The sequence below is a fragment of the Vibrio sp. 10N.222.49.C9 genome, assembly GCF_041474985.1.
Classification (GTDB): domain Bacteria; phylum Pseudomonadota; class Gammaproteobacteria; order Enterobacterales; family Vibrionaceae; genus Vibrio; species Vibrio crassostreae_C.
Genome location: NZ_JBFRVD010000038.1, coordinates 10,319 through 34,018, shown reverse-complemented (window position 1 = coordinate 34,018; position 23,700 = coordinate 10,319). Strand labels below are relative to the sequence as shown.

At 44.2% G+C, this 23,700-nt stretch carries 15 protein-coding genes; 8 read left to right on the top strand and 7 right to left on the bottom strand.

Annotated features, from left to right (window positions below; all coding sequences use genetic code 11):
* Window positions 1-150: 150 nt before the first annotated feature.
* The 5 genes from AB4585_RS17065 to AB4585_RS17045 form a co-directional block, all read right to left on the bottom strand.
* Entirely contained in the window at window positions 151-2,022 is a 1,872-nt protein-coding gene (locus tag AB4585_RS17065; protein ID WP_372112272.1) for a methyl-accepting chemotaxis protein, read from the bottom strand.
* Between the two features lie 1,044 nt (window positions 2,023-3,066).
* Window positions 3,067-3,948, bottom strand: coding sequence for an NAD(P)-dependent oxidoreductase (locus tag AB4585_RS17060; protein WP_004733521.1), 882 nt, complete (start codon window positions 3,946-3,948; stop codon window positions 3,067-3,069).
* Window positions 3,949-4,489: 541 nt separating this feature from the next.
* A complete protein-coding gene (locus AB4585_RS17055) occupies window positions 4,490-6,568 on the bottom strand; it encodes a DUF4962 domain-containing protein (RefSeq protein WP_372155713.1) in 2,079 nt (692 codons plus the stop codon).
* A gap of 220 nt (window positions 6,569-6,788) precedes the next feature.
* Window positions 6,789-8,567, bottom strand: a complete 1,779-nt coding sequence (locus AB4585_RS17050; protein ID WP_102332117.1) for a sodium:solute symporter family transporter — start codon at window positions 8,565-8,567, stop codon at window positions 6,789-6,791.
* A 728-nt stretch (window positions 8,568-9,295) separates the two neighbouring features.
* Entirely contained in the window at window positions 9,296-10,015 is a 720-nt protein-coding gene (locus tag AB4585_RS17045; RefSeq protein WP_017066445.1) for a FadR/GntR family transcriptional regulator, read from the bottom strand.
* Window positions 10,016-10,281: 266 nt separating this feature from the next.
* On the opposite strand from AB4585_RS17045, the gene phnD reads away from it, so the two are divergent.
* From phnD to phnE (AB4585_RS17025), 4 genes are all read left to right on the top strand, one after another.
* Window positions 10,282-11,238: a phosphate/phosphite/phosphonate ABC transporter substrate-binding protein gene (phnD, locus tag AB4585_RS17040; RefSeq protein ID WP_372155714.1), complete on the top strand. Its 957-nt coding sequence runs from the start codon at window positions 10,282-10,284 to the stop codon at window positions 11,236-11,238.
* Between the two features lie 143 nt (window positions 11,239-11,381).
* Window positions 11,382-12,200, top strand: a complete 819-nt coding sequence (gene phnC, locus AB4585_RS17035) for a phosphonate ABC transporter ATP-binding protein (protein WP_372123529.1) — start codon at window positions 11,382-11,384, stop codon at window positions 12,198-12,200.
* A complete protein-coding gene (gene phnE / locus AB4585_RS17030; RefSeq protein WP_372170382.1) occupies window positions 12,197-13,081 on the top strand; it encodes a phosphonate ABC transporter, permease protein PhnE in 885 nt (294 codons plus the stop codon). The genes phnC and phnE (AB4585_RS17030) overlap by 4 nt, the downstream gene beginning before the upstream one ends.
* Window positions 13,082-13,091: 10 nt before the next feature.
* Entirely contained in the window at window positions 13,092-13,922 is an 831-nt protein-coding gene (gene phnE, locus AB4585_RS17025; RefSeq protein ID WP_372170381.1) for a phosphonate ABC transporter, permease protein PhnE, read from the top strand.
* Window positions 13,923-14,364: 442 nt separating this feature from the next.
* On the opposite strand, the gene AB4585_RS17020 is transcribed toward phnE (AB4585_RS17025), so the two are convergent.
* Both AB4585_RS17020 and AB4585_RS17015 read right to left on the bottom strand, forming a co-directional pair.
* The gene (locus AB4585_RS17020; RefSeq protein WP_108195803.1) at window positions 14,365-16,518 is read right to left on the bottom strand and encodes a heparinase II/III family protein; all 2,154 of its coding nucleotides are present in this window, start codon (window positions 16,516-16,518) and stop codon (window positions 14,365-14,367) included.
* Window positions 16,519-16,520: 2 nt separating this feature from the next.
* Window positions 16,521-18,728, bottom strand: a complete 2,208-nt coding sequence (locus tag AB4585_RS17015) for a heparinase II/III family protein (RefSeq protein WP_372170377.1) — start codon at window positions 18,726-18,728, stop codon at window positions 16,521-16,523.
* A 333-nt stretch (window positions 18,729-19,061) separates the two neighbouring features.
* On the opposite strand from AB4585_RS17015, the gene AB4585_RS17010 reads away from it, so the two are divergent.
* The 4 genes from AB4585_RS17010 to AB4585_RS16995 all read left to right on the top strand — a co-directional run bounded on the left by AB4585_RS17010 (window position 19,062) and on the right by AB4585_RS16995 (window position 23,682).
* Entirely contained in the window at window positions 19,062-19,397 is a 336-nt protein-coding gene (locus AB4585_RS17010; protein ID WP_009846518.1) for a cupin domain-containing protein, read from the top strand.
* 34 nt (window positions 19,398-19,431) lie between these two features.
* Window positions 19,432-20,364 (top strand): sugar kinase, encoded by a 933-nt coding sequence (locus tag AB4585_RS17005; RefSeq protein WP_372155720.1) that lies wholly within the window; start codon window positions 19,432-19,434, stop codon window positions 20,362-20,364.
* Between the two features lie 73 nt (window positions 20,365-20,437).
* The gene (locus AB4585_RS17000) at window positions 20,438-21,064 is read left to right on the top strand and encodes a bifunctional 4-hydroxy-2-oxoglutarate aldolase/2-dehydro-3-deoxy-phosphogluconate aldolase (protein ID WP_017069898.1); all 627 of its coding nucleotides are present in this window, start codon (window positions 20,438-20,440) and stop codon (window positions 21,062-21,064) included.
* A gap of 851 nt (window positions 21,065-21,915) precedes the next feature.
* Window positions 21,916-23,682 carry a sodium:solute symporter family protein gene (locus tag AB4585_RS16995; protein ID WP_017061487.1) on the top strand — a complete coding sequence of 589 codons (1,767 nt, stop codon included), beginning with the start codon at window positions 21,916-21,918 and terminating at the stop codon, window positions 23,680-23,682.
* Window positions 23,683-23,700 lie beyond the last annotated feature (18 nt).

Genomic DNA, 23,700 nt, shown 5'->3' with positions numbered 1-23,700 from the left:
GACAAATGAGGTGATATGAGGTGGCGCTACCGAGGATTTAGAGACAAAAACAACGCAGAAAGGCCACTCTAAACTCGACAGGTTTGGAGTGGCTCTCAGGCTAAAAGCCACAATTAAAACATTGATTTTTAGTGTTTATTAATAGAAACGTTAGACTTTAAAGCTACTCATTAGCTCGCTAACGCTGCCATTCAGTGTTTTGATTTCAGCCGACTCTGTCAGTTGATCTTGGCTTAGCTTATTGAGTTCCTCAACGAAGCTTTCAATCTTATGCATGTTCTTAGCGATACTATGAATCAAGGCATTTTGCTCGACAGAAGAAGCAGAGATATCGTTGTTGAAACGACTCACGGTTTTCATCTGTTCCGTCAGCTTCGCTAGCATGTTTACCGCTTGCACAACTTGAGCACGAGTCATCTCACAATTGCTCTTCGTTAACTCGATCGATTTAACCAAGCCATCCGATTTAGATTGCAACCCAGATAACGCCTCTTCGATTTCAGAGGTGCTGATTTGAGTTCGGTTTGCTAGCGCACGGACTTCGTCAGCCACGACAGCAAAACCTCGTCCATGCTCGCCTGCTCTCGCCGCCTCAATGGATGCATTCAGCGCAAGCAAGTTGGTTTGCTCAGCAATACCACCAATCACAGACACTATCGACTGGATGCTCTGTGTTTCATTGGCCATAGAACGAATATCATCCGACGTCGTACAAACTTGCTTCTCAAGATCACTGATGTACGTTTCGGTCACAGTGTTAATTTGCTTAGTCTCGTCACTGGACACGGCCGCATCTTGCGCTGCTTCTGCCGCAAACTGTGAGTTCTTCTCGACTTCACTTGAAGCCTCGGACAATCCATTAATCGCAGAGACCACCTGAACCGTTTCATCGGTATGAACTTTCAGTACATCGCTGGTTTCCTTGCAGCCTTCTCGAATACTTAATACCTTGGTATCAAGATCTGAGTTCTTGAATTTCACGTCTTTAACCATCTCTTGCAAGCCAATGATGAACAAGTTGATGTCTTTGGCGATGTGTCCTAGGTCGTCATTACTTTTCTCTGCGAGCCTTTGGGTCAGGTCGCCATTACCTTGAGAAAGGTCGTGAACAATCTTACGCAATGACACGATTGGGCGGTAGAAACGATTCAGGAGTAAAGTCATCAATATGACCGACCCCAACACACAGGCAATAATCAGCATTCGAGCATCCGACATCACACCATTCAGCTGATCGAGCGCAAGTTCAGGATCAATACTAGAAATCATGTACCACTCTTTCTGGCTGCCAATATCGACCTTCTTAGCCATCAAGATTCGCTGATTACCATCAATCATACCTTCAATGAATTGGTCAGGTAGTTCAATAGCTTCATTGAGTTTCATTAAGGCGTCAGCAGAAGATATATTGCTCTGTGGAAGCACGTTTTCTATTGTGGATGCAATTACCATCCCTCTCTCATCCACGATGATACCTTTGGCTTCGTAGATGCTATCTAGCTGTTTGAGCTGAGTTTCCAAATCATCAAATCGAATGTCTGCCATGATGACGCGATCTTGATAGGTGTAAGTCACACCAATCATAGGTACTTGAGTACTCTTGGTGAAAAACAGATCACTAAAAGATAAACCTGATTTCAATTTCGCTTGTTGATACCAAGGACGAGTCGTTGGGTTGTATTTTTCTTTGATTCCAACACCGTTTGGGAAAGACTCTGAAGGACGAGAAGTGTAAGAACGACCATCATCAAAACCCACTACAATCTTGTCAATACCACCGAGCTTAGCGGCAAAATGCATCAGCGCTTCGTTTGGTACTTGGTATGGGGATTTCATGAACTCTTGTGCAACGGAATTGACCGTATCGATGGTGCGCTGGACGGTGCTTTCAATCTGATTAATTTCTATCGTTAACGAGTGATCAATCTCGTTATAAATCGTTTGGTTTACTTGATCAGTCGCCAAGTTAAGCGTGAACCAGTTCGTAAATGCCAAGGCACTGGAACTGACGATCGCCACCATTAAAATCAATTTTCCTTTAAACCCTAGAGACAATTTTGAATTCATAAAACTCATAATCCATATCAACCTATGTCTATTATTTTTATCCGAATGAAATGGTCATTTTTTAGATATTCGAAGATACGGGAAGCAAAACTTGTTCATGCCGTTCCATCGTCACAACCATCAATTTAATTAATATTGTATGTTTAATTTACTGCACTTTCTGTGAGCAATCTTGACATATCAAAACTGGTTAAAATCACCCTGTGACATAGGTATCATTTATGAGTTTGAACTTTTAACATGATTAGAAAGGAATAATTAACCAATTAAAAATGATCAACTTTCAGATGATTACCTCACAACTTCGCCGATAATGCCTCCACTCAAATTATTCATATCACTTTCGGTCACCTGACTAGGAAAGTGAGCCTTAGGTCACATTGTCACTAACCAACCATTCACTCAAGGCATTCAATCTTAAAATTTATTTGTAATACAATAAGCCTTAAGTTATGGTGTATTTGAATCATAACTTAAGTTCTTTCTGGATGCTTTTGTTCAGTTCAAAGTGATAATTGAAGCAGCCGCTTTAAGGTCATTGAACTCGTTTAACGTAGAAACTGTCGGGGGATCTCGTTATTCGTTTTTTCACTTTCTATTGATCATTTGTTTTTCCAGACGGCTCGTCCGAACATGCCCATACAGTCACCAGCTGTGTGGGTTTTTTTTACTTTCTTTTCAGACCCGATATACGAGCGGTGTTAAGCCATCGCCAACAATCAGTTAAGTGCACTGGTTTAAGCTTGCGAGGAAAAGTGAGTGAGTTGGTGCTAGAAGGCTTTGAATTTACAAGTAGATATAGATATAGAAACAAAAATAGGAATTGAGGCAGTAACAAAGTTGAACAGAGTTTTGAGTAGGTGTAGCTGAGGAAGTAGAAGTAGAAGTAGAAGAGTTTAACGAGGGAACAAAGGGTTGGGTATGGCAGATAAAAACGAACCTCGCTGAGGTATCGCCGCCTAAAAAGACAGGCAATACCCTAGCGAGGTCGTACGTCGATTACTTCTCTAGTTTAGCGAAGTAGTCGAAGATTACTGGTACGTCGTTGTTACCCATTCCTGCGTCAACAGCAGCTTGTAGGCTAGTTGCAGTACCTTGAGCAATTAGAGACTCAGTACCTAGCTCTTCACAAAGAGCAAGGAAGTAACCAAGATCTTTGTTAGCGTTAGCAACAGAGAAACCTAGCTTCTCTTCGCCGTCTACTGCGTAGAACTTACAGAATTGCATGAATGGTGAGTTAGATGGACCTGCAGACATGATGTCAAACAGTTGTTGGCCATCAACACCAGCGCGTTGAGCAACAGCGAAAGCTTGAGACATAGTCGCAACAGTCGTCATACCCATGAAGTTGTTTACAAGCTTAGTAACGTGACCAGAACCTAGAGCACCTAGGTGGAATACGTTTTCGCCTTGCTCTTCAAGAACAGGTTTAACTTTGTTGAAAGTTTCCATGTCGCCAGCAGCCATGATGTTCAGAAGACCATCTTTAGCGTGTGCAGGAGTACGGCCTAGAGGTGCGTCGATCATGCCCGCGCCTTTTTCAGCTAGAGCTGCGCCGATTTTCTTAGTAGAAGCAGGGATAGAAGTACCGAAGTCTACTAATACTGCGCCTTCTTTGATACCAGCTAGAACGCCGTCTTCGCCGTAAACGATTTTTTCAACAACAGCTGAAGTTGTAAGACAAAACTGAACGATGTCACTTGCAGCAGCTAGTTCTTTAGCAGAAGTGAATGCAGTCGCATTGCCGCGATCTGTAACGCGAGCAACAGCTTCAGCGCTTAGATCCATTACGTTTACGTGGTAGCCGCGCTTTTGTAGGTTTTCAACCATGTTGCCGCCCATAAGACCTAGGCCAATGAAACCGATTACAGGTTTAGTCATGTTCAAACTCCAAATATAGTATTGTATGATTATATGGTCATTATAATAACGACGTCTTTTCCGTTACGCAATAGTTTTAGGGTAATCCTTCAATGCTTAGACGCAAGTTGTGACGGGGATTCACTTTACGAGAAAATATGGTCACGCTTTGTACTTACAAGAGCGATATCCCAATCAAAAAATAACCTATTGATGAAATAATGCACTCTAAATGTCATACGATTAATGAGAATAAGCCACTCCAATAACGATTATTAACCTGCCGTCCCTTTTTTCAGACAAGATTAAGGCTGCCCACTGTCAGTAGTTGACAAATTATTGGAAGACAGTCACTGCCCTAGCCTTAGTAAGGTTTACTGAACACGGGTTTTAAACCAAGTTTTGTCGCCACTTACTAAGCCTGGCACTCTTGCTACTTAGCCTCTAACTAACCAACGCAACCTCTTCCCACCTCGTAGGCTACTGCCTGTTCTGTGCAAACAAAAAAACTCCGAGCTTTCACTCGGAGTTTTTAGTATCTAGCTTCTGTTGCTTCAGCGAATTACAGTTCGATTGAAACCGTTTCACCATCAACATTTAGCATTAGCGTGTTGCCTTCAAGCTTGTGAGACACTTCAACTTGCTCGCCTTCGTTCTTATTAGGAACAAGAAGCGTAAGGATGTTGTGCTCTTTTGATGGCTTGAATTCCACTTCAACGTGACGGTGGATTTCAAGATCTTTGAACTCGTATGGGTCAACTTCGCCAAAACCTTCAACGTTCTTAACTGACGTGATGTTATCAGCAGACTCGTTGATGAAGTTTACGTCTAGGTGCGCAACTTCGCCACGGATAGTGAAAGACTTGTCTGCCACGTCGTTTGCGAAAGTTGTGTGCATTAGCCAAGTCATGTCTTTCTCTTCAGAAAGCGTTGCCTTGTCTTGCATTACGAATACTTTACCTTGAACAAACCAGACCTTACGCTTGTAAGATTCAATTTCAGGAACGAAGTACTTGTAAGATGCCGTTGCATCACCCTCAACCATCTTCACATCAGATTCAGTGTCGAAATCAGAGATGTTGCCGCCCGCTTCGATACAGAAGCGATCTTGGTGGTTTTCGTAGCCCGTGTTCTTGTTCTCGCCGTACTGACCTTTACCGCCAAATAGTGGAAGGTTCTTAGAGAACGTTTGACGACGCCATTTCGTGTGCATATCAACACCGAAACCACCGTAGTAGCCAGTGATTGACGCTAGCGTTTCACCGAATGCATGCAACGTGAATGCGTTTTGGTCACCGTGAGAGTGGCTGATTGAGCCAAACGGAGAACATTTGAATACCATGTGAATATGGTTATCACGCTCAGTCATCTTGTTGTGGAATGCAGCCCAACCCGTGATTGGGAATACTTTCAACAGTGGGTCATTCGATGGTGCTTTCTCTTCAGGTGCATCCCAAAGGAAGTTAAAGCGAAGATCATCGTAACCGAAGTCCCACCAACCGAAGTTGTAGAATTTGGTGTGTGCTTCAGTATCACGGCCTTTCAGTTGGTTGTAGTACCAAACATACTCAGGCTTCTGGTTAACACCTGCGTAATGCTTGATGTTGTAAGCCAGTTTTAGACCTGGGAAATCACCGATTGAAGACTGGTCACAGAAGCTCGCGCGCTTAGAGTGAACAGGCATGCAGTAAAGCGGGAAATCACCTGTGTTTTCGTAGAATGTTTTGTTGAACATGTCTACGCCACAGTATGCTTTCAATAGGTCGAATGCTTCGCCTAGGAATGCCGTTTGCGTGTTCCAGTAGTCAGGACCTTCAGCCCAACCGCCGTCTACACCGCCCCATGGTGGGTAGTGTACTGCGTAGTATTCTAGTGCGTATGCAATGTACTCGCCTGCTTTCGGGTGATCGTGGTAAAGCGCGATACACGTTGGGATGATAGCAGAAGAGATAGAACGAACACCGTGGCTGTTCAGTGGGTTGTTCAATAGATCAACCGTCACTTTCAGGTGGTGCATGATTTCGTCTAGACGCTCAATCAAAGCATCTTGAACTTGCTGACGTTCTTTATCTGTGAAGTAGCCGTGTAGCCAGTCGTAACCCCAAGCCATAGCCGCGATAACACGGAAAGCCGCTTCATCGTTATAGCCACGAGAAGTCACGCCTTCTGGATCGTACGTAGACAGTTTTAGAGTCCAAGCTTTTGCTTTAGCAATTAGCGCTTCGTCTTCTTTCACAACACCAGCAATTGCTAGGTTACGTGTCGCGTTTAGTGCCATTTGGCAATCAACGTACATTTGACGCCAGTAAGGACGCCATAGAGAAGCTTTGCCTACCGTGTCAGCTGGGTACGCTTGAGGCTCTTCGAAAGGAGCAGTCTCAAGGAACTTAACTGTCGAGTTATTGTAGAAATCATCAAACATGCAGTGAGCTTCATCAGCTTTCACTTTCGCTTTGAATTCTTCTAACTGATCTGCTTGAACAAGAAGACGTGGACGTGCTTCGCTCAAGTTGTCTAGGAATGATAGGTCGAAGTCACGTTTCTGTACTTCGATAGGGAGTAGGTCTACAAGATTACCTGCTGAAGTATCATTCTCCAGCTTCATCTTCCTGATTGCATCAAGAGATTTTTGGTCGCTCATTCTAACTCACTTATTTTTCAAGTTGATTGAAAGGAATTAGCAACAATATACGTCTTATTGTAGGACAATTAAATCTATTTCGGTTCGATTGAACCATTTTGTACAGTTTTCGTGATTTAGGTCAGATATCTTCCACCTGACCGTTTTTCCGTTTCGCAGAGCAAAAAAAATGCGACGCCCTTTCGAGTCGTCGCATTCTATTATAATCGTTTTCTATGTATTAGCTTTCAGTTACTGCTTTCGCTTGCTTGCCGCCGTCATCGACCGCTTTAACCAATAGCACACCAACACCACCAACAATCACACCACAAAGTATGAAGACTAGACGTCCCCACATTGGGTTAGTGAGTAGAGCCATTAGCATGATACCGACACCCGCTACCGCAATCAGTTTACCAAGCATTTCACGCTGTTTGTTATCCAGTACTTTCTGTTCTGCTGACTCCGCAACTAATGGAGTAGACAGGTTACCGAAGAACTTATCAACGTCTGCTTGACGCTTCTCAGTTAATGGCTTGTAGAACAGAGTTGATAGGATGAAGAAACCACCTGTCAGCGTAATGTGAGCAATCAGACCGATAGCAACCTTAACATCAGACCATTCACGGCTTGTTAGCTCTTCTAGACCGAAGATTGAAGACACCATTTCAGCGTTAACAACGAAACCCACGTAGTAAGAAACAAAACCACCAACCACTAGCGTACCCCAACCAGCCCAGTCCGGAGTCTTCTTAATAAAGAAGCCAAGGAATGCAGGAATTGTCATTGGGAAGCCGATCAGTGCGCCTACATACATCATGGTATCGAACAGGCTCAAACCTTTAAGCGAGTTGATGAACTGTGCAATAAGGATGATAGCAATACCAAACACGGCAGAAGTAATCTTAGAAACCGTTACTAGTTCTTTTTCGCTAGCCGTACCTTTACGAACGATTGGTTCATAGAAGTTCTTAACAAAGATACCCGAGTTACGGTTTAGACCAGAATCCATTGAAGACATTGTCGCTGCAAACATCGCCGCAACTAGAAGGCCAACCATACCTGCTGGCATGTACTCTTGTACGAAGTATAGGTAGGCAAAGTCACCCGCTTTCTTACCTGCATCTGGGTAAGCTGCTGCTAGGTCGACACCTTGACCTGCAATGTACCAAGAAGGCATGAACCAGATAAATACACCACAAAGCATTAGCACACACGCTAGTAGCGCCGCTTTCTTCGCGTTCTTTGAGTCTTTAGCCGCTAGGTAACGGTAAGAGTTAAGCATGTTGTTAGTAATAGAGAACTGCTTCACGAAGATGAAGAATGCCCAAATGCTGAAGATGCTTAAGTAGTTAATGTTGTTACCAGAAAGGAAAGAACCGCCTTCCGCTACAGGGAAGTTATTCACGATTTCACCAACACCGCCACCTTGAACAACAGCAACAACAGCACATGTCACGGTTACTGCCATGATGATAACCATCTGCATAAAGTCAGATGCAATTACCGCCCATGAACCACCCGTTACAGACATTGCCAATACAACCAAACCGGTAATCCAGATAGTTGCTGTCATGTCGAAACCGAAGATACCAGAAGCGATGATTGCTAGTGCGTTTAACCATACACCGGCAGAAACAACACTGTTTGGCATTGAAGACCAAGTGAACACTTGTTCGTTAGTCGCACCGAAACGCATACGAATTGCTTCGATTACCGTTACTACACGTAGTTGACGGAACTTTGGAGCAAAATATGCGAAGTTCATGAAGTAACCAAATGCGTTGGCTACGAAGATGACCGCTACTGCAAAACCATCGTTATACGCTTTACCTGCCGCACCGGTGAATGTCCATGCACTAAACTGGGTCATAAAGGCGGTTGCACCAACCATCCACCACAACATGTTACCGCCCCCGCGGAAGTAGTCACTGGTGGTACTTGTAAATGTTCTAAACATCCAACCTATCGCAATCAAGAATAGGAAATAAATGCCGACAATAATCGTGTTGAGTTCCATCGTGTATCCTTTGTCCGTTGTATTTTGTTACGAGGACTATAGGAAATCTCAAACTTTATTTGTAGTACAATAATCCAAATAAGTGATGGCGATCTTATTTTGATTGATTAAGTTAATTATATATATGACATAGGATGGAATATGGCCAATCCATTAAGGAAATTACTGGTGTTTGAGATGAAAACTCAAAAAACCAAGACCAAAGAACATCACACCCATTAAAATCAAAGACTTATAAAAAAAATGAGACTTTGCACACTTATTAACAAATACAACCAAACACATATAAATATAAAATTATCAAAAATAATAAAAGCCAAATCTGAGCTAAATCCCCCTCATTTATCACACAATAAACCAGTGTTTTTATCTATTGAGAGTGGACAATTTCATTAGAATTCAACTTAAATTAATCCATATTGAAGCGGCATATCCTGTTCAAACGATGGCGGATTAAAAATATACAAAAATGAAAAATCATGGATGACGCATAATTATTTGGGGGGAGCTCGAGTGTCTAAAACGAATATCGAGCGTAATATTATTTTTATTTTGATGGTAAAGAGAACGACCGCTAGGCGTATACAAGAAGGAACTGACTTAAGAAGGAGTTAAGCGGGGGTGAACCAAAACAGTGCCACACATGGTGCAACACGCTTTCTAAAAACAAAAAAGGCATGCACTTGGCATACCTTTTTGACTGGTTCAAATGAAGTTGAAAACCGTGTTTAGCTTGCAGTGGCTAAACGGTGGTTAGCATCTTGCAAGTGAGCCGCTGACATTGTACGAGCTTTTTCACTGTCGCCAGCCATAATCGCTTCATAGATTCTACGGTGTTCATTGATACATGTGCTGCCCTCTTCAGAAGAGTGCACGATGAAGTTAACGAACATGGTCGTCAGAATATTGCCGAATGGCAGGTAGAAATCGTTACCTGTTGCATTGAAGATCAAGCTGTGGAAACGAATGTCGATGTTTGTCCAACTTTCTTGGTCAAACACTTCAGCTTCATCTACTTCGACCATCTTTTGGAAGATCTCTGAAAGCTCGATACGTTGCTCAGCGGTCGCAAATTTAGCCGCCAGTGCACACGCTTCAGGTTCAATCGCACGGCGAAGACCTAAGAACTGTGAACAGAATTGGTCTACGTCGGTTAGGCCGTCCATCCATTCAATCAGTTGAGGATCAAGGAAGTTCCAATATGCACGGTCGACTACACGAGTGCCGATTTTCGGGCGGGACTCTAATAGACCTTTAGAGGTCAATAGTTTAACTGCTTCACGAAGTGCCGTTCGGCTGATACCAAACTGTTCACACAACGCCATTTCACCAGGAATAATAGAACCTTGTGGCAGTTCACCAGACAAGATTCCACGAGCGATTTCACGCGCTACTTGCACGTGCAGGCTGCGCTTCGAGCCCGAGATTGAATTAAAAGTGCTAACCATAAGTTCACTTATTTTATATGTTATGTTTATGTATTATTTAAGGATCACTATAACAGGATTTCAACCTAGCGCCAATTGAGTAAATTAGCAACGAGTCGCGTTCTATTAATTTACTCAATGAATCAAACACTTATAAAGCATCTAACTCCACACAGCTAGAAACATTATGTTACACCATTCATAAATCCGTCATCAAAACGCATCGGTTCTGTCATCCTCGATTTCTATACTCCCTTCCCAAAAAATCACTCAATTGGACTGAAATAATGAAACCGACAAAAACAAATCTCACGCTTAAGAGCGCTATTACTGCTGCGCTGATTTTTTCTGGTTCTGCATTAGCAATGGATACACGATACGAAGACCGCTCTGGTAACTTGGTCGCCGATGTACCTCAAGATGAATCACAATGGGTGGATCCAAACACGCTAATTTTTGCTTACACGCCAGTTGAAGATCCAGCAGTATACGCTGATGTGTGGAGCGAGTTTTTGAGCCACCTTGAAAAAACAACGGAAAAAACGGTTCGTTTCTTCCCTGTTCAAAATAACGCAGCTCAAATTGAAGCAATGCGTTCAGGTCGTCTGCATATCGCAGGTTTCAACACAGGTTCAACGCCACTAGCAGTTAACTGTGCTGGCTTTGCTCCATTCACCATGATGGCGGCTGAAGATGGCTCTTTCGGTTACGAAATGGAAATCATCACGCACCCAGGTTCAGGCATCGAAAAGGTTGAAGACCTAAAAGGCAAAAACCTAGCATTCACATCGCAAACGTCAAACTCTGGTTTCAAAGCCCCTTCTGCGATTCTGGATGCTGAATACCAGCTTCAACCTAAACGTGATTTCAAACCGGCTTTCTCTGGCGCGCACGACAACTCTATTTTGGGTGTGGCACACAAAGATTATGACGCAGCAGCCGTCGCTAACTCAGTATTGAACCGTATGCTTTCACGTGAAGTCGTGAAAGAAGGTCAAATCAAGAGCATCTACAAGTCACAAACCTTCCCAACAACAGCTTACGGCACAGCGCACAACCTAACACCAGAGCTTCAAGAGAAGATTCAAAAAGCGTTCTTCACTTTCGACTGGGAAGGCACAAAGCTTCAAGAAGAATTTGAGCGTAACGGTGAAGCGAAGTTCGTTCCGATCACTTACCAAGAGCACTGGGAAGTGATCCGCACTATCGATACAGCCAATAAAGTCTCTTACACGTGTAGCTAAGTTCAACCGAACTAAAAAGCCAATCACACACCGATAAAACTAACTGCAGGTGTAATCGCCTGCAGTTATTCACCACTCTTTCCGGTTTACTTTCCATGCCTGTCTCAGGCGAACTCTTAGTACACCGCTCTTATAGAAATTCTATGTCTACTCTTACCCTTAAAGGGCTTACCAAGCACTACTCCAGTTCTGATAAAGCCCTTACCAACGTTAGCTTGTCGGTCAATGCCGGTGAAGTGGTTGGTTTAATTGGTCCATCTGGTGCGGGTAAATCAACGCTTATCCGTTGTATTAATCGGCTCACCGAGCCCACCAGCGGCGAAGTGATCTTTTCCAATACCAATCTAGAAACGCTGTCTAAGCGACAACTGAGACAATCACGCCGTGAAATCGGGATGATTTTCCAAGAGTACGCGCTGATTGAGCGTTTAACGGTGATGGAAAACGTACTTTCAGGGCGTTTGGGTTACGTGAACTTCTGGCAGAGCTTTACTCGTCGTTTCCCTGAATCGGATATCCAAGCCGCTTATGCGCTAATCGACCGTGTTGGGTTGTTAGAACACGCCAATAAAAGGGCCGATGCTCTATCGGGTGGTCAGCGTCAACGTGTTGGTATTGCACGTGCACTTGCTCAGAAACCGAAATTACTGTTGATTGATGAACCAACGGCCGCACTTGATCCACGTACAGCGCGCCAAATCATGCGACTGATCAGTGAGATTTGTTCAGAGCAACAGCTCCCTGCCATCATCAATATTCACGATGTTCAATTAGCAAAGCAGTTTGTTGACCGTGTGGTCGGATTAAATGCAGGTTGTGTCGTATTTGATGACAAACCAAACCTGCTCACTGAAGATGTTTTAACGCAAATCTACGGTGAAGAAGACTGGAGTCAACAAGCAGAAGAAGAGGCCGATGACCTCATCATCACGAGCCCTCGCCTGTCTGAGGCAACAATATGACTCAACCATATCCAAATCAAGCTCATCAGCATTTAAAGTCAGCACAACAACATTTAAAGTCAGGAAAACTGAATTCCAAACAATACCCGACACAGTGGACAAAGCCTCCACTGATTTCTAGCCCATGGCTACGCTGGAGCTTAATCATCATTGTCGCGGTTTACTTGTACTTTGCGACTCAATCGGTACACGTCAACTGGACTCGAATTTACGAAGGCAGCGAACGCGGCTGGCAGTTCATTTTGGCTTTCATGAACCCAGATTTTGGTGGCCGATGGAACAACATCTCACAAGGTTTGATTGAAAGTTTAACCATGACCCTGACATCGACCGTGGCGGGTGTCCTTCTTTCAATCCCATTCGGATTAGGCGCAGCGAAAAACCTTGCCCCTACGCCTGTTTACTTATTCTGTCGTGCGTTTATTTCGGTTGCGCGTAGCTTACAAGAAATCATCGTAGCGATTCTGTGTGTTGCTCTATTTGGCTTTGGTACGTTTGCGGGCTTTGTCACGCTCACCTTCGCCACCATCGGCTTTCTCGCAAAACTGTTTGCTGATGAAATTGAAGCCATTGACCCAGCACCACTCACCGCAATGCGCGCAATGCGCGCAACGGGCGCGAGTTGGTTACAACAGGTCAATTACGCGATTCAAGCGCAGGTAATGCCGCGCTTCATCGGACTTTCGATGTACCGACTCGACATCAACTTTCGTGAGTCAGCCGTGATTGGCATTGTTGGCGCAGGTGGTATCGGCGCAACGTTAAACACAGCAATGGACCGTTACGAATACAGCGCATCAGCCGCTATTCTATTGATTATTATCGTGATTGTGATGTTGTGTGAATACCTTTCAACCATCATCCGTAAGCATGTGCAGTAAGGAACGACCAATGAGCACGCTAAATGAAACACCGACAAGCGCCATCAATCGTACCCAATGGCAGCGTTACGACAGTAAACAGAGCCTCATGCTTTGGCTAGGCTGGCTTTGCTTTGTTGCTTTGACAGTATTCGCATGGCAAGTCATGAACAAGGATACGATTTGGTACTTTGTGACTGACTCACCCAACCAATTTACTGATATCTCTTCACGTATGTGGCCACCAAGATGGAGCTACTTAGAGTCTCTTTGGAGTCCGTTGTGGGACACCATTAACATCGCGACACTTGGCACACTGTTGGGGATAGTACTAGCGTTTCCAGTCGCGTTCTTAGCTGCACGTAATACAACGCCAAGCATGACGTTTATCAGACCTATCGCGCTGTTCATCATCGCGGCAAGTCGTTCAATTAACTCGTTAATTTGGGCATTGTTATTGGTAGCAATCATCGGCCCAGGCTTGTTGGCCGGTATCATTGCGATAGCGCTACGTTCAATTGGTTTTGTGGCGAAGTTAATGTATGAAGCGATTGAAGAAGTGAATGCAACACAGATGGCTGCAATCCAATCGACTGGAGCTTCTCCGCTGCAGGTATTGAACTACGGTATTCTTCCGCAAGTGATGCCAAGTTTCATCGGCACGAGCTTGTTCCGCTGGGATATCAATATTCGTGAGTCTACCGTCTTAGGTTTGGTGGGCGCTGGCGGTATCGGCTTAAAACTGCAAGAGTCGATGGCAATGCTGGCATGGCCTCAAGTGACTGTCATTTTCTGTGCGATTCTAGTGACGGTCATCTTCTCTGAATGGGTGGCAGCCAAAGCAAGAAAAGCCCTTATCTAAATACTAAAAACAACGTCAAATAGACGGTTAGCTAAGATCAAAGCCTACTCACTGAGTAGGCTTTTCGTTTGTTGAAACGTTCTATTCTGTTTCCTACACGCATAAAAAAACCGAGCAACTCGCAATGAGTTACTCGGTTTGACTTATTCCCGATGTATTCAGTCGTTGTTGGTATCAACGAACGATTTTGCAATCACGACTGAATTCAATGTGACGCTTCGTTCCCGCAAAGCACCACATCAACACAAGCCATCGTTAAATAACTTGCATGTGATACCAATCGTAGTAAATAACTGATCACCCTAGCTTGTTAAAAAGCTCGATAACTTCGTTAGAATTTTTGATTGTAGAATAACTACTTATCGAAAAATTCTGCCTTGTTCTCAAGCTTTTTTCCTGCGCTATTTCTGCTCACTTACTTACTGTGATTAGTATTAATCATTTACAGTTGAGCAAATGATCCTTCCCACGAGTATGTCTCACCAGCAAACTCAACAGTGTGAGTTGCTTGCTGCGTGTCTTCAGCTTGGTTTGAGATACCGTAGTGGTAAGTGTTACCAGAAGTAGTCTGAATGCGAACAACAGTCCCGACACTGTTATGGCCCACAACAGATACTGATTTAACTAGACCACGAGCGCCTACAGAGGCTTCGATAGACTCGTTAAAGTAACCATGCGTTTCTAGTACAGAAGCAAACACGTGGTTTTGACCAGACTGACGTAAGATGAACGCAGGCTCACTCTTAAGGTTGAAGTCTGGATCGTTAGCACCAGTGCGAGCAAAAATCACTTTGCTGCCCGCATTCGCGCTGGTTACTAGGCTGTAGTAGCTGCTGTCATGTAGCCAGCTTACTAGAGAACCTTCTTCGTTCACTTTGCCTGAAGCCACGTTCCATAGGTGTTGGTAACCGTTGTCTTCACCTAATGGCTTAAGCGTTTTTTCCATGTTGTAATCGAAGTCAGTACGGATGATTTGACCAGAGTGGTGAACGGGTAGGTCGTACTGGTGTTCAGCGTCAGCTTCGATGCGGTATACATCAATCACTAGTGGCTTCTCGAACTCAGGAAGTTCAGCAAGAATCACGCTGCGTTGCATGTCTACGCCAGTGTAGTACTCAGAAATTGTGCCGCTCATGCCTTGTAGAGACTGGTCGTCTGCTACGAAGAAGTGCTTCTGACCAAACTTAGACTCAGCCAGTGCTGTGTTGAAGTTGTTCTGCGTTTTCTGATCAACCGTTACTGTGTTGTGAGCAACCGTCTGCTTACAGTAAGACTTGTTCTCTGGGATGTAACGACCGCCAAACTTAGGCTCAACGTTTACCCAGCGACCGAAGCCGTAATCGTGCAGCACTTCGTGACCACGGTTGAATACGCTTAGGTGCAGTCCATCGTAGTGACCGTGGTCTAGAGCAGAGTGGTACTGGTGATCAGAACCGTGTTGACCAAACCAGATCAACGCCATCGTGTCGTCATCTTGTTCGTCACGGTGACGAAGGATGCTTACGCCGCCTTTTTCGCCTTCAGGGCCGTCGGTTACAAACAGGCTACCCCAGTTGAATGCTTTGATGTCGTCTGCTGCATCAACCGCGTCAGACAGTGTTTTACCTGAAGCATGAACCCAAACGTTTTGCTGGTGGTTAGCCATACCAAGTAGAGTTTCAGTTTGCTCGTAACGGTGGTAACACACAGACGTTGCCATGATAACGCCTTCATCGTTGATAGAGATTGTCTTCGATGAATCGTTCAGAGCAGGCAATGTACCGTCTGGGAATGCCGTTTTGAATACAGAGTAAGACGTTGTCTTGATCACTGAATCGTTGAATTCATAGATACCAACTTCAGGCTGACGACGTTCAATCGCTTCTGCGAACAGGTAGATTGGACGCAGAGAGAAACGGTGGTAGTAAGGACCTTCCATGTAGTAGCCGTCTGGCGAAAACAGTTGGTCTAGTTGCGCTAAGAAACCGCCGCTGACTTTGTCTAGTTTCAGGCCGTATAGTGCTTTGTCTACAGACTCTTGATCGTTGATTGCGTAACCACAGATACCTACTGCTGCCACTGCCCATAAGCCGTGGTTGTGTACGATATCGAAGTCGTGTGCGTAAGTCACAACGAACATTTCGATCATTTGCTTAAGAAGATCGTCTTCGATCAGACGCTTTTGCTCTTCAGAGATCGTGTGGTAGATGCAGCTGTACGCACAAGAAGCGTAAAGCATCCACATGTTCTCGTTCAACGTTTGGTGGAACAGCTTACCCGGAGGGTTAGAGTCACGGCTTACGTTGCTTTCAAGTGTTGGGTATACCGTCGCGTACGCTGTTAGCATATCAACGATGTAATCTCGGTATTTTGTTTCCTCAGTGATAAGGAACAAACGGCCTGCTAGATCCATATGGATGTAGTTTTGCTTATGACGGTTGTGCTCGTAACCGCCGCCTTCACCGTGACCTGGTACTTCAATGCCAACTTCAGCCATGTAAGCGTCAGTTTGTTTAATGTCGCGAGTCAGTGCGTTACCTAATAGGCTATCCTTGCCAAGTTCTTTACGAAGTTCAGCTGCTTCATCAAAGTTAAGTAAAAGTGGTTGATAGCTCATTATTATTTCCCCTGCCCTGCAGTGCTAAGTTCTTCTGAATTCGTTTCTTGTAAAGTTGTCTCTACTGAGTAGAAGCCTTTCCAGCTGTATACTTTGCCGTTCAGTTCTACTTTGTGTTCAGTGCTGTCAGTCGCGCCAAGTTGGTTGCTGATCATCACTGTCACGTTTGATTTCTCTGTGGTGATCTCAACTACCGAACCGACATTGGTGTGAGCCACGACTTTGATGTCTTTCACAACACCACGTGCATTGACAGATTGCTCGAATTCTTCGTTGAAATAACCGTGCGTTTCAACAACAGAAGCAAACAGTGTTGTTTCGCCTTTGCTGCGTAGAATGAACGCAGGCTCTGAACGTAGATTGAAACTTGGGTCGTTAGCGCCAGTGCGAGTAAATATTACTTCAGCATTATCGTTAGACGTTGCACCTAGCCATGTGTAGTAGGTGTTGTTTTGTAGCCAACTTACAATTGCTGTGCCCTTCACTTCACCGCTTGCGACGTTCCATAGATGTTGGTAACCGAAATCGTCACCTAGAGTGTTTAGCTCTTTGTTCGCTTGGTATTCGAAGTTAGTGCGAACAATCTGACCCGCATATTGGTGTGAATAGTCGTATTGGTGCTCGCCTTCGCCGCCTTTTGTAGAATCTAAGCGGTATAGGTCTAACAATAACGGAGATTCTAATTCTTCAAGATTTAGCATGAACACGCTGCGTTGCATGTCAAAGCCTTGGTAATGATCGTTAGCAAATGCACTCATACCGTTGATTTGATCGTCTTCTACTTTAAAGAAGTGAGGTAAACCATGTACTGAGTCTGCACGTTCAACGTCAAAGTTGTTCTGACATTTTTCATCAATCGTAACTGCATTGTGAGCAATCGTTTGACGAGCGTAAGATTTGTTTTCGTCTAGGTAACGGCCGCCGAATTTTGGCTCAACGTTAACCCAACGACAGAAGCCGTATTCACGTAGCACTTCTTGACCGCGGTTAAAGAAAGAAATACCCAGCGTATCAAAGTTGCCGTGACCCATGCCGTGTTGGCCGTAGTTCATCACAAGTTGAGAAACGTCGCCTTTCTTATCCTGCATACGGATAAAGCCTTGCGCGCCGTTGTGACCTTGAGGGCCTTCATTCAATTCAACACTTGGCCAGAAAGGCATGCCGATTTCTTTCTCTGCAGATGCGGCTTCGTATGCTTTAGATAGCTCAAGACCACATGGATGCATCCATACTGCGTCTTGAATCTTCGCCATACCCAGAATGTTTTGGTCTACGCCGTTTTCAGAAGAGTAATGCTTGCTGTAAACACTTACTGCAACCTGAACACCCATGTCTGTAATACCCATAGTACGAGAAGCATCATTCAGAGCCGGGAACTCACCGTTCGGGTAAGCCGTCGCCAGCATCGCTTGTACTGTGTTACCAATCACGCCGCCTTTGTAGTTGTAGATATCCACTTCAGGCATATGACGGTGAATCACTTCAGCGAACACACACGTTGGACGAATCGCATAACGGTGGTAGTAAGGACCTTCCATGTAGTAGCCAGACGGTGCAAACAGCTGAGAAACTTGCGCTAGGAAGCCGCCAGTGTCGTTACGGTCAATGCCGTACACCGACATTTCAAGGTACTCACGCTTGCCAAGAGCAAGACCACAAATACCGACAGCGGCTACAGCCCAAATACCGTGGTTGTGAATTCGGTCGAAGTCGTGTGCGTATTTAACTGTGAACATTTCTAGCATTGGTTCGAAAATACGAGACTCAATATTGTCGCGTTGTTCTTGTGTCAGGGTTGAAGCAACACAAGAGTAAGCTAAGCTTGAGAACATTAACCAGCAGTGTTCGTTCAGGATTTGGTGGAACAAACGACCTGTAGGGTTAGTGTTTTTCTGTACGTGGTAATCAAACGTTAGGTATTTGTCTGCGTACTCTTCTAGTAATTCTGTAACAAAGTCAGCGTACTTTTGCTCTTTAGTGATCAAGAACATGCGACCAGCTAGATTCATGTACGTGTAATTTTGCTTATGGCGGTTATGTTCGTAACCCCCAGCTTCACCATGACCTGGGACATCAATAGGTAAACGCATGAATGCTTCTAGATCTTTCGCGTTCGCTGCAATGGTTTTGCCCATTAAGCTAGAACGGCCCACTTCAAGATGAAGCTGCTCGATTTCTGCTTCAGTCAACAATACTGGTTTAGTCGTCATATTCTTTGTCACCCTCAATAAAGAGTTTATCTGCTTAAACTTTGATTAAATTTTCAAACTCCATATAAAGTAATACAATATGAGCTTTAATTATACCTATTCGTCGCTAAATGATGAGTAGAGTCACATAATTAGCCATAAGTCATTGATGTAGCTGGCTAATGGTAAATATTAGCCATTTATTAAGTTGTTGATTTATTTACGCTATATAAAGTATCGCTTGATCAATATCACACAAATTTAGATATATTGTATTACAATTAGGCTCATTCCCTTATGATGGATGCAAGTTAAGTAACACTTAAAAGATTTAAACAGATTAGGAGATACACAATGAACTCTTTCTTTATCCTAGATGAAAACCCATGGGAAGAACTTGGTGGCGGCATTAAGCGTAAAATCGTTGCTTACACTGACGATCTAATGGCAGTACACCTATGTTTTGATAAGGGCGCGATTGGCCACCCTCATACTCACGAAATCCATGACCAAATCGGTTACGTAGTTCGTGGTAGCTTCGAAGCTGAGATTGAAGGCGAAAAGAAAGTCCTTAAAGAAGGCGATGCTTACTTCGCTCGTAAACACATGATGCACGGTGCAGTTGCACTAGAGCAAGACAGCATCCTTCTTGATATCTTCAACCCTGCGCGTGAAGATTTCCTAAAATAATAAACAGCGCAACCTCAGTTGCTAAGGTAAGCATATGAAATCATTAAACATCGCGGTCATTGGCGAGTGCATGGTTGAGCTACAAAAGAAACAAGACGGGCTTAAGCAAAGTTTCGGTGGCGATACACTAAATACTGCACTTTACTTGTCTCGCTTAACAAAAGAGCAAGATATCAACACGAGCTACGTAACAGCGCTAGGCACTGACCCATTCAGTACCGACATGTTAGAAAAGTGGCAAGCGGAAGGTATCGACACTAGCTTAATTGCTCAGCTTGATCACAAACAACCAGGGCTTTACTACATCGAGACCGATGAAACTGGTGAACGCAGTTTCCACTACTGGCGTAATGATGCTGCAGCAAAATTCATGTTTGACCAGGAAGACACACCTGCTCTACTTGACAAGTTATTCTCTTTTGATGCGGTTTACCTAAGCGGTATTACGCTTGCTATCTTGACAGAGAATGGACGCACGCAGCTATTCAACTTCTTAGACAAATTTAAAGCGCAAGGCGGCCAAGTATTCTTCGACAATAACTTCCGTCCAAAACTTTGGGAAAGTCAACAAGAAGCGATTTCTTGGTACTTGAAGATGCTTAAGTACACTGACACGGCTCTACTGACGTTCGATGACGAGCAAGAGTTGTACGGCGACGAAAGCATTGAACAGTGTATTGCACGTACGTCTGAATCTGGTGTGAAAGAGATCATCATTAAACGTGGTGCTAAAGACTGCCTAGTAGTTGAAAGCCAAAGCGCTCAGTACGTTGCTCCAAACCCAGTAGACAACATTGTTGATACTACAGCGGCTGGCGACTCGTTCAGCGCGGGCTTCCTAGCTAAGCGCTTAAGCGGTGGCAATGCACGTGATGCAGCGTTAGCAGGTCATATTGTGGCAGGGACTGTGATTCAGCATCCAGGTGCTATCATTCCTCTACAAGCGACGCCTGATCTGTCTCTATAATTACGCACTTTAACTATTAATCAAGGGTTTGCTTAGTTGAAAGCAAGCCCACATTTAACGTGAGAAAGAATTCATGACGACATTAAATGAACAACTAGCAAACCTAAAAGTAATTCCTGTAATCGCTATCAACCGTGCTGAAGACGCTATCCCTCTAGGTAAAGCACTTGTTGAAAACGGCATGCCATGTGCAGAAATCACGCTTCGTACAGAATGTGCAATCGAAGCGATTCGCATCATGCGTAAAGAATTCCCAGACATGCTAATTGGTTCAGGTACTGTACTGACTAACGAGCAAGTTGATGCATCTATCGAAGCTGGCGTTGATTTCATCGTAAGCCCAGGTTTCAACCCGCGCACTGTTCAATACTGTATCGATAAGGGTGTTGCAATCGTACCGGGTGTTAACAACCCAAGCCTAGTTGAGCAAGCAATGGAAATGGGCCTTCGCACGTTGAAGTTCTTCCCTGCTGAGCCTTCTGGCGGCACTGGTATGCTTAAAGCACTAACAGCGGTTTACCCTGTTAAATTTATGCCTACTGGTGGCGTAAGCTTGAAGAATGTTGATGAATACCTATCGATCCCTTCTGTACTTGCGTGTGGCGGTACTTGGATGGTTCCAACTAACCTTATCGACGAAGGTAAGTGGGACGAACTAGGCAAGCTGGTTCGTGACGCAGTTGATCACGTTAACGCTTAATCTGTTTTAGATTGAGTGATGAAGCCTCACCTCGGTGGGGCTTTTTGTTATCTGTCATTTATTGCGCTGACTAACCGTAAAACACGCTCAATCAACATTATGTTTCCCCCACACCTTATCGCCTTTCTCTCTATGGGCTCGTCCAGCTCCGCGACTAAGACAGGCAATAACAAGTAATGTAAGCTTTCAATCGACTTCAGTATGCATCTAACGAAGCGTTACTGGTGTCCCTACTGCCTATCTACCCCCTTTTACCCAGCCCTTTATCCAGCAATGTTCCTTTTCGATACGTCGTCAAACATCTCTCATCGCATGCACTGATGGCCACAATAGACAAAGTGCGCCGCAAAATGTGTCCCGTCATCGAGTTTAACGCCCACTCAGTGACAAAAATTCCAAATACGCACCTCTATGATGAATAAATAGCATAGAAAGGCTTCATGGCCGCAGATAAACAGAAAATAGCGAAGTGAAAACAATGAGCTACACTTGAAATCTCAATACAAAAATTTTCAGTATAGGGTTCCAAATTAACGTGAATGTCGTCGCACAACACACCAATTTGTAGCACATTTGTTACGGTTATAATTAAAATCTTATAGATACGGCAAAGTAAGCGCTTTTGTTTATATTGTAATACATATAAACATTTAACCCTCAATTTATTTTAGATCTCAAACAAAATACACTCACATTTAAATTCAATTAAAACAAATACTTATATAGAGGCGCATTAGAGATCGGAAAATCAATGCGACCTAGATCATACTAAAGACATATTGTAGTACAAATAAACCTTGGGACGCGTTAATCTAAGCCCAGTTAATTATGATATTTAAAAGGCTGAAAAGATGACTATTGATACTTTTGTTGTTCTCGCCTACTTCTTCTTTTTAATCGCAATTGGTTGGATGTTCCGTAAGTTCACCACCTCTACAAGCGATTACTTCAGAGGGGGCGGCAAAATGTTGTGGTGGATGGTTGGTGCAACTGCCTTCATGACACAATTTTCAGCATGGACGTTTACAGGTGCCGCAGGACGCGCATTCAATGACGGTTTCGTTATTGTAATCCTATTCTTAGCCAATGCTTTTGGCTACTTCATGAACTATATGTACTTCGCTCCAAAGTTCCGCCAACTTCGTGTGGTAACGGCGATCGAAGCTATTCGTCAGCGCTTTGGTAAAACGTCTGAACAGTTCTTCACATGGGCAGGTATGCCGGACAGCCTTATCTCTGCAGGTATCTGGCTAAACGGTCTAGCTATCTTTGTAGCAGCGGTATTCAACATCCCAATGGAAGCTACCATTGTGGTAACGGGTATGGTTCTAGTATTGATGGCAGTAACCGGCGGCTCTTGGGCGGTTGTTGCTTCTGACTTCATGCAAATGCTTGTAATCATGGCCGTGACAATCACTTGTGCGGTAGCAGCTTACTTCCACGGTGGCGGCTTAACTAACATTGTTGCTAACTTCGACGGCGACTTCATGTTAGGTAACAACCTAAACTACATGAGCATCTTCATCCTTTGGGTTGTATTCATCTTCGTGAAGCAGTTCGGTGTAATGAACAACAGCATCAACGCATACCGTTACCTATGTGCAAAAGACAGTGAAAACGCACGTAAAGCGGCAGGCCTAGCATGTATCCTTATGGTTGTTGGTCCACTAATTTGGTTCCTACCACCTTGGTACGTTAGTGCATTCATGCCTGAGTTCGCTGAGCAATACACATCAATGGGCGACAAAGCCGGTGATGCTGCTTACCTAGCATTCGTACAAAACGTAATGCCAGCAGGTATGGTTGGTCTTCTTATGTCAGCAATGTTCGCTGCAACGATGTCTTCTATGGATTCAGGTTTGAACCGTAACGCTGGTATCTTTGTAATGAACTTCTACAGCCCGATTCTTCGTAAAAATGCGACTCAGAAAGAGCTGGTTATTGTAAGTAAGATAACGACTATCATGATGGGTATTTTCATCATTGCGATTGGTCTATTCATTAACTCTCTGCGTCACTTAAGCTTGTTCGATATCGTAATGAACGTAGGTGCGTTGATTGGCTTCCCAATGCTTATCCCTGTCCTACTAGGTATGTGGATTCGTAAGACACCTGACTGGGCTGGTTGGTCTACTCTAGTGGTTGGTGGTTTCGTTTCTTACATCTTCGGTATCTCTCTGCAAGCAGAAGACATCGAGAACCTATTTGGTCTAGAAACAGCGCTTACAGGCCGTGAATGGAGCGACTTGAAAGTAGGTCTTAGCTTAGCTGCTCACGTAGTGTTCACAGGTGGTTACTTCATCATGACTTCTCGCTTCTACAAAGGCCTATCGCCAGAGCGTGAGAAAGAAGTTGACCAACTATTCACTAACTGGAACACGCCGCTTGTAGCGGAAGGTGAAGAGCAACAAAACCTAGATACTAAACAGCGTTCAATGCTTGGTAAGCTTATCAGCACAGCAGGTTTCGGTATCCTAGCAATGGCTCTGATTCCAAACGAACCAACAGGACGCTTGTTGTTCCTACTATGTGGTTCAATGGTACTAACCGTTGGTATCCTATTGGTTAACGCATCTAAAGCTCCGGCTAAGATGAACAACGAGTCAGTTGCCAAATAGCTAAACAGCTAAACAGCT

What these genes read in the sequence shown, in the direction of transcription:
- AB4585_RS17065 (WP_372112272.1), bottom strand. Translation starts at nt 2,022, where the DNA reads ATGGTGGCGATCGTCAGTTCCAGTGCCTTGGCATTTACGAACTGGTTC.
- AB4585_RS17060 (WP_004733521.1), bottom strand. Translation starts at nt 3,948, where the DNA reads ATGACTAAACCTGTAATCGGTTTCATTGGCCTAGGTCTTATGGGCGGC.
- AB4585_RS17055 (WP_372155713.1), bottom strand. Translation starts at nt 6,568, where the DNA reads ATGAGCGACCAAAAATCTCTTGATGCAATCAGGAAGATGAAGCTGGAG.
- AB4585_RS17050 (WP_102332117.1), bottom strand. Translation starts at nt 8,567, where the DNA reads ATGGAACTCAACACGATTATTGTCGGCATTTATTTCCTATTCTTGATT.
- AB4585_RS17045 (WP_017066445.1), bottom strand. Translation starts at nt 10,015, where the DNA reads ATGGTTAGCACTTTTAATTCAATCTCGGGCTCGAAGCGCAGCCTGCAC.
- phnD (WP_372155714.1), top strand. Translation starts at nt 10,282, where the DNA reads ATGAAACCGACAAAAACAAATCTCACGCTTAAGAGCGCTATTACTGCT.
- phnC (WP_372123529.1), top strand. Translation starts at nt 11,382, where the DNA reads ATGTCTACTCTTACCCTTAAAGGGCTTACCAAGCACTACTCCAGTTCT.
- phnE (WP_372170382.1), top strand. Translation starts at nt 12,197, where the DNA reads ATGACTCAACCATATCCAAATCAAGCTCATCAGCATTTAAAGTCAGCA.
- phnE (WP_372170381.1), top strand. Translation starts at nt 13,092, where the DNA reads ATGAGCACGCTAAATGAAACACCGACAAGCGCCATCAATCGTACCCAA.
- AB4585_RS17020 (WP_108195803.1), bottom strand. Translation starts at nt 16,518, where the DNA reads ATGAGCTATCAACCACTTTTACTTAACTTTGATGAAGCAGCTGAACTT.
- AB4585_RS17015 (WP_372170377.1), bottom strand. Translation starts at nt 18,728, where the DNA reads ATGACGACTAAACCAGTATTGTTGACTGAAGCAGAAATCGAGCAGCTT.
- AB4585_RS17010 (WP_009846518.1), top strand. Translation starts at nt 19,062, where the DNA reads ATGAACTCTTTCTTTATCCTAGATGAAAACCCATGGGAAGAACTTGGT.
- AB4585_RS17005 (WP_372155720.1), top strand. Translation starts at nt 19,432, where the DNA reads ATGAAATCATTAAACATCGCGGTCATTGGCGAGTGCATGGTTGAGCTA.
- AB4585_RS17000 (WP_017069898.1), top strand. Translation starts at nt 20,438, where the DNA reads ATGACGACATTAAATGAACAACTAGCAAACCTAAAAGTAATTCCTGTA.
- AB4585_RS16995 (WP_017061487.1), top strand. Translation starts at nt 21,916, where the DNA reads ATGACTATTGATACTTTTGTTGTTCTCGCCTACTTCTTCTTTTTAATC.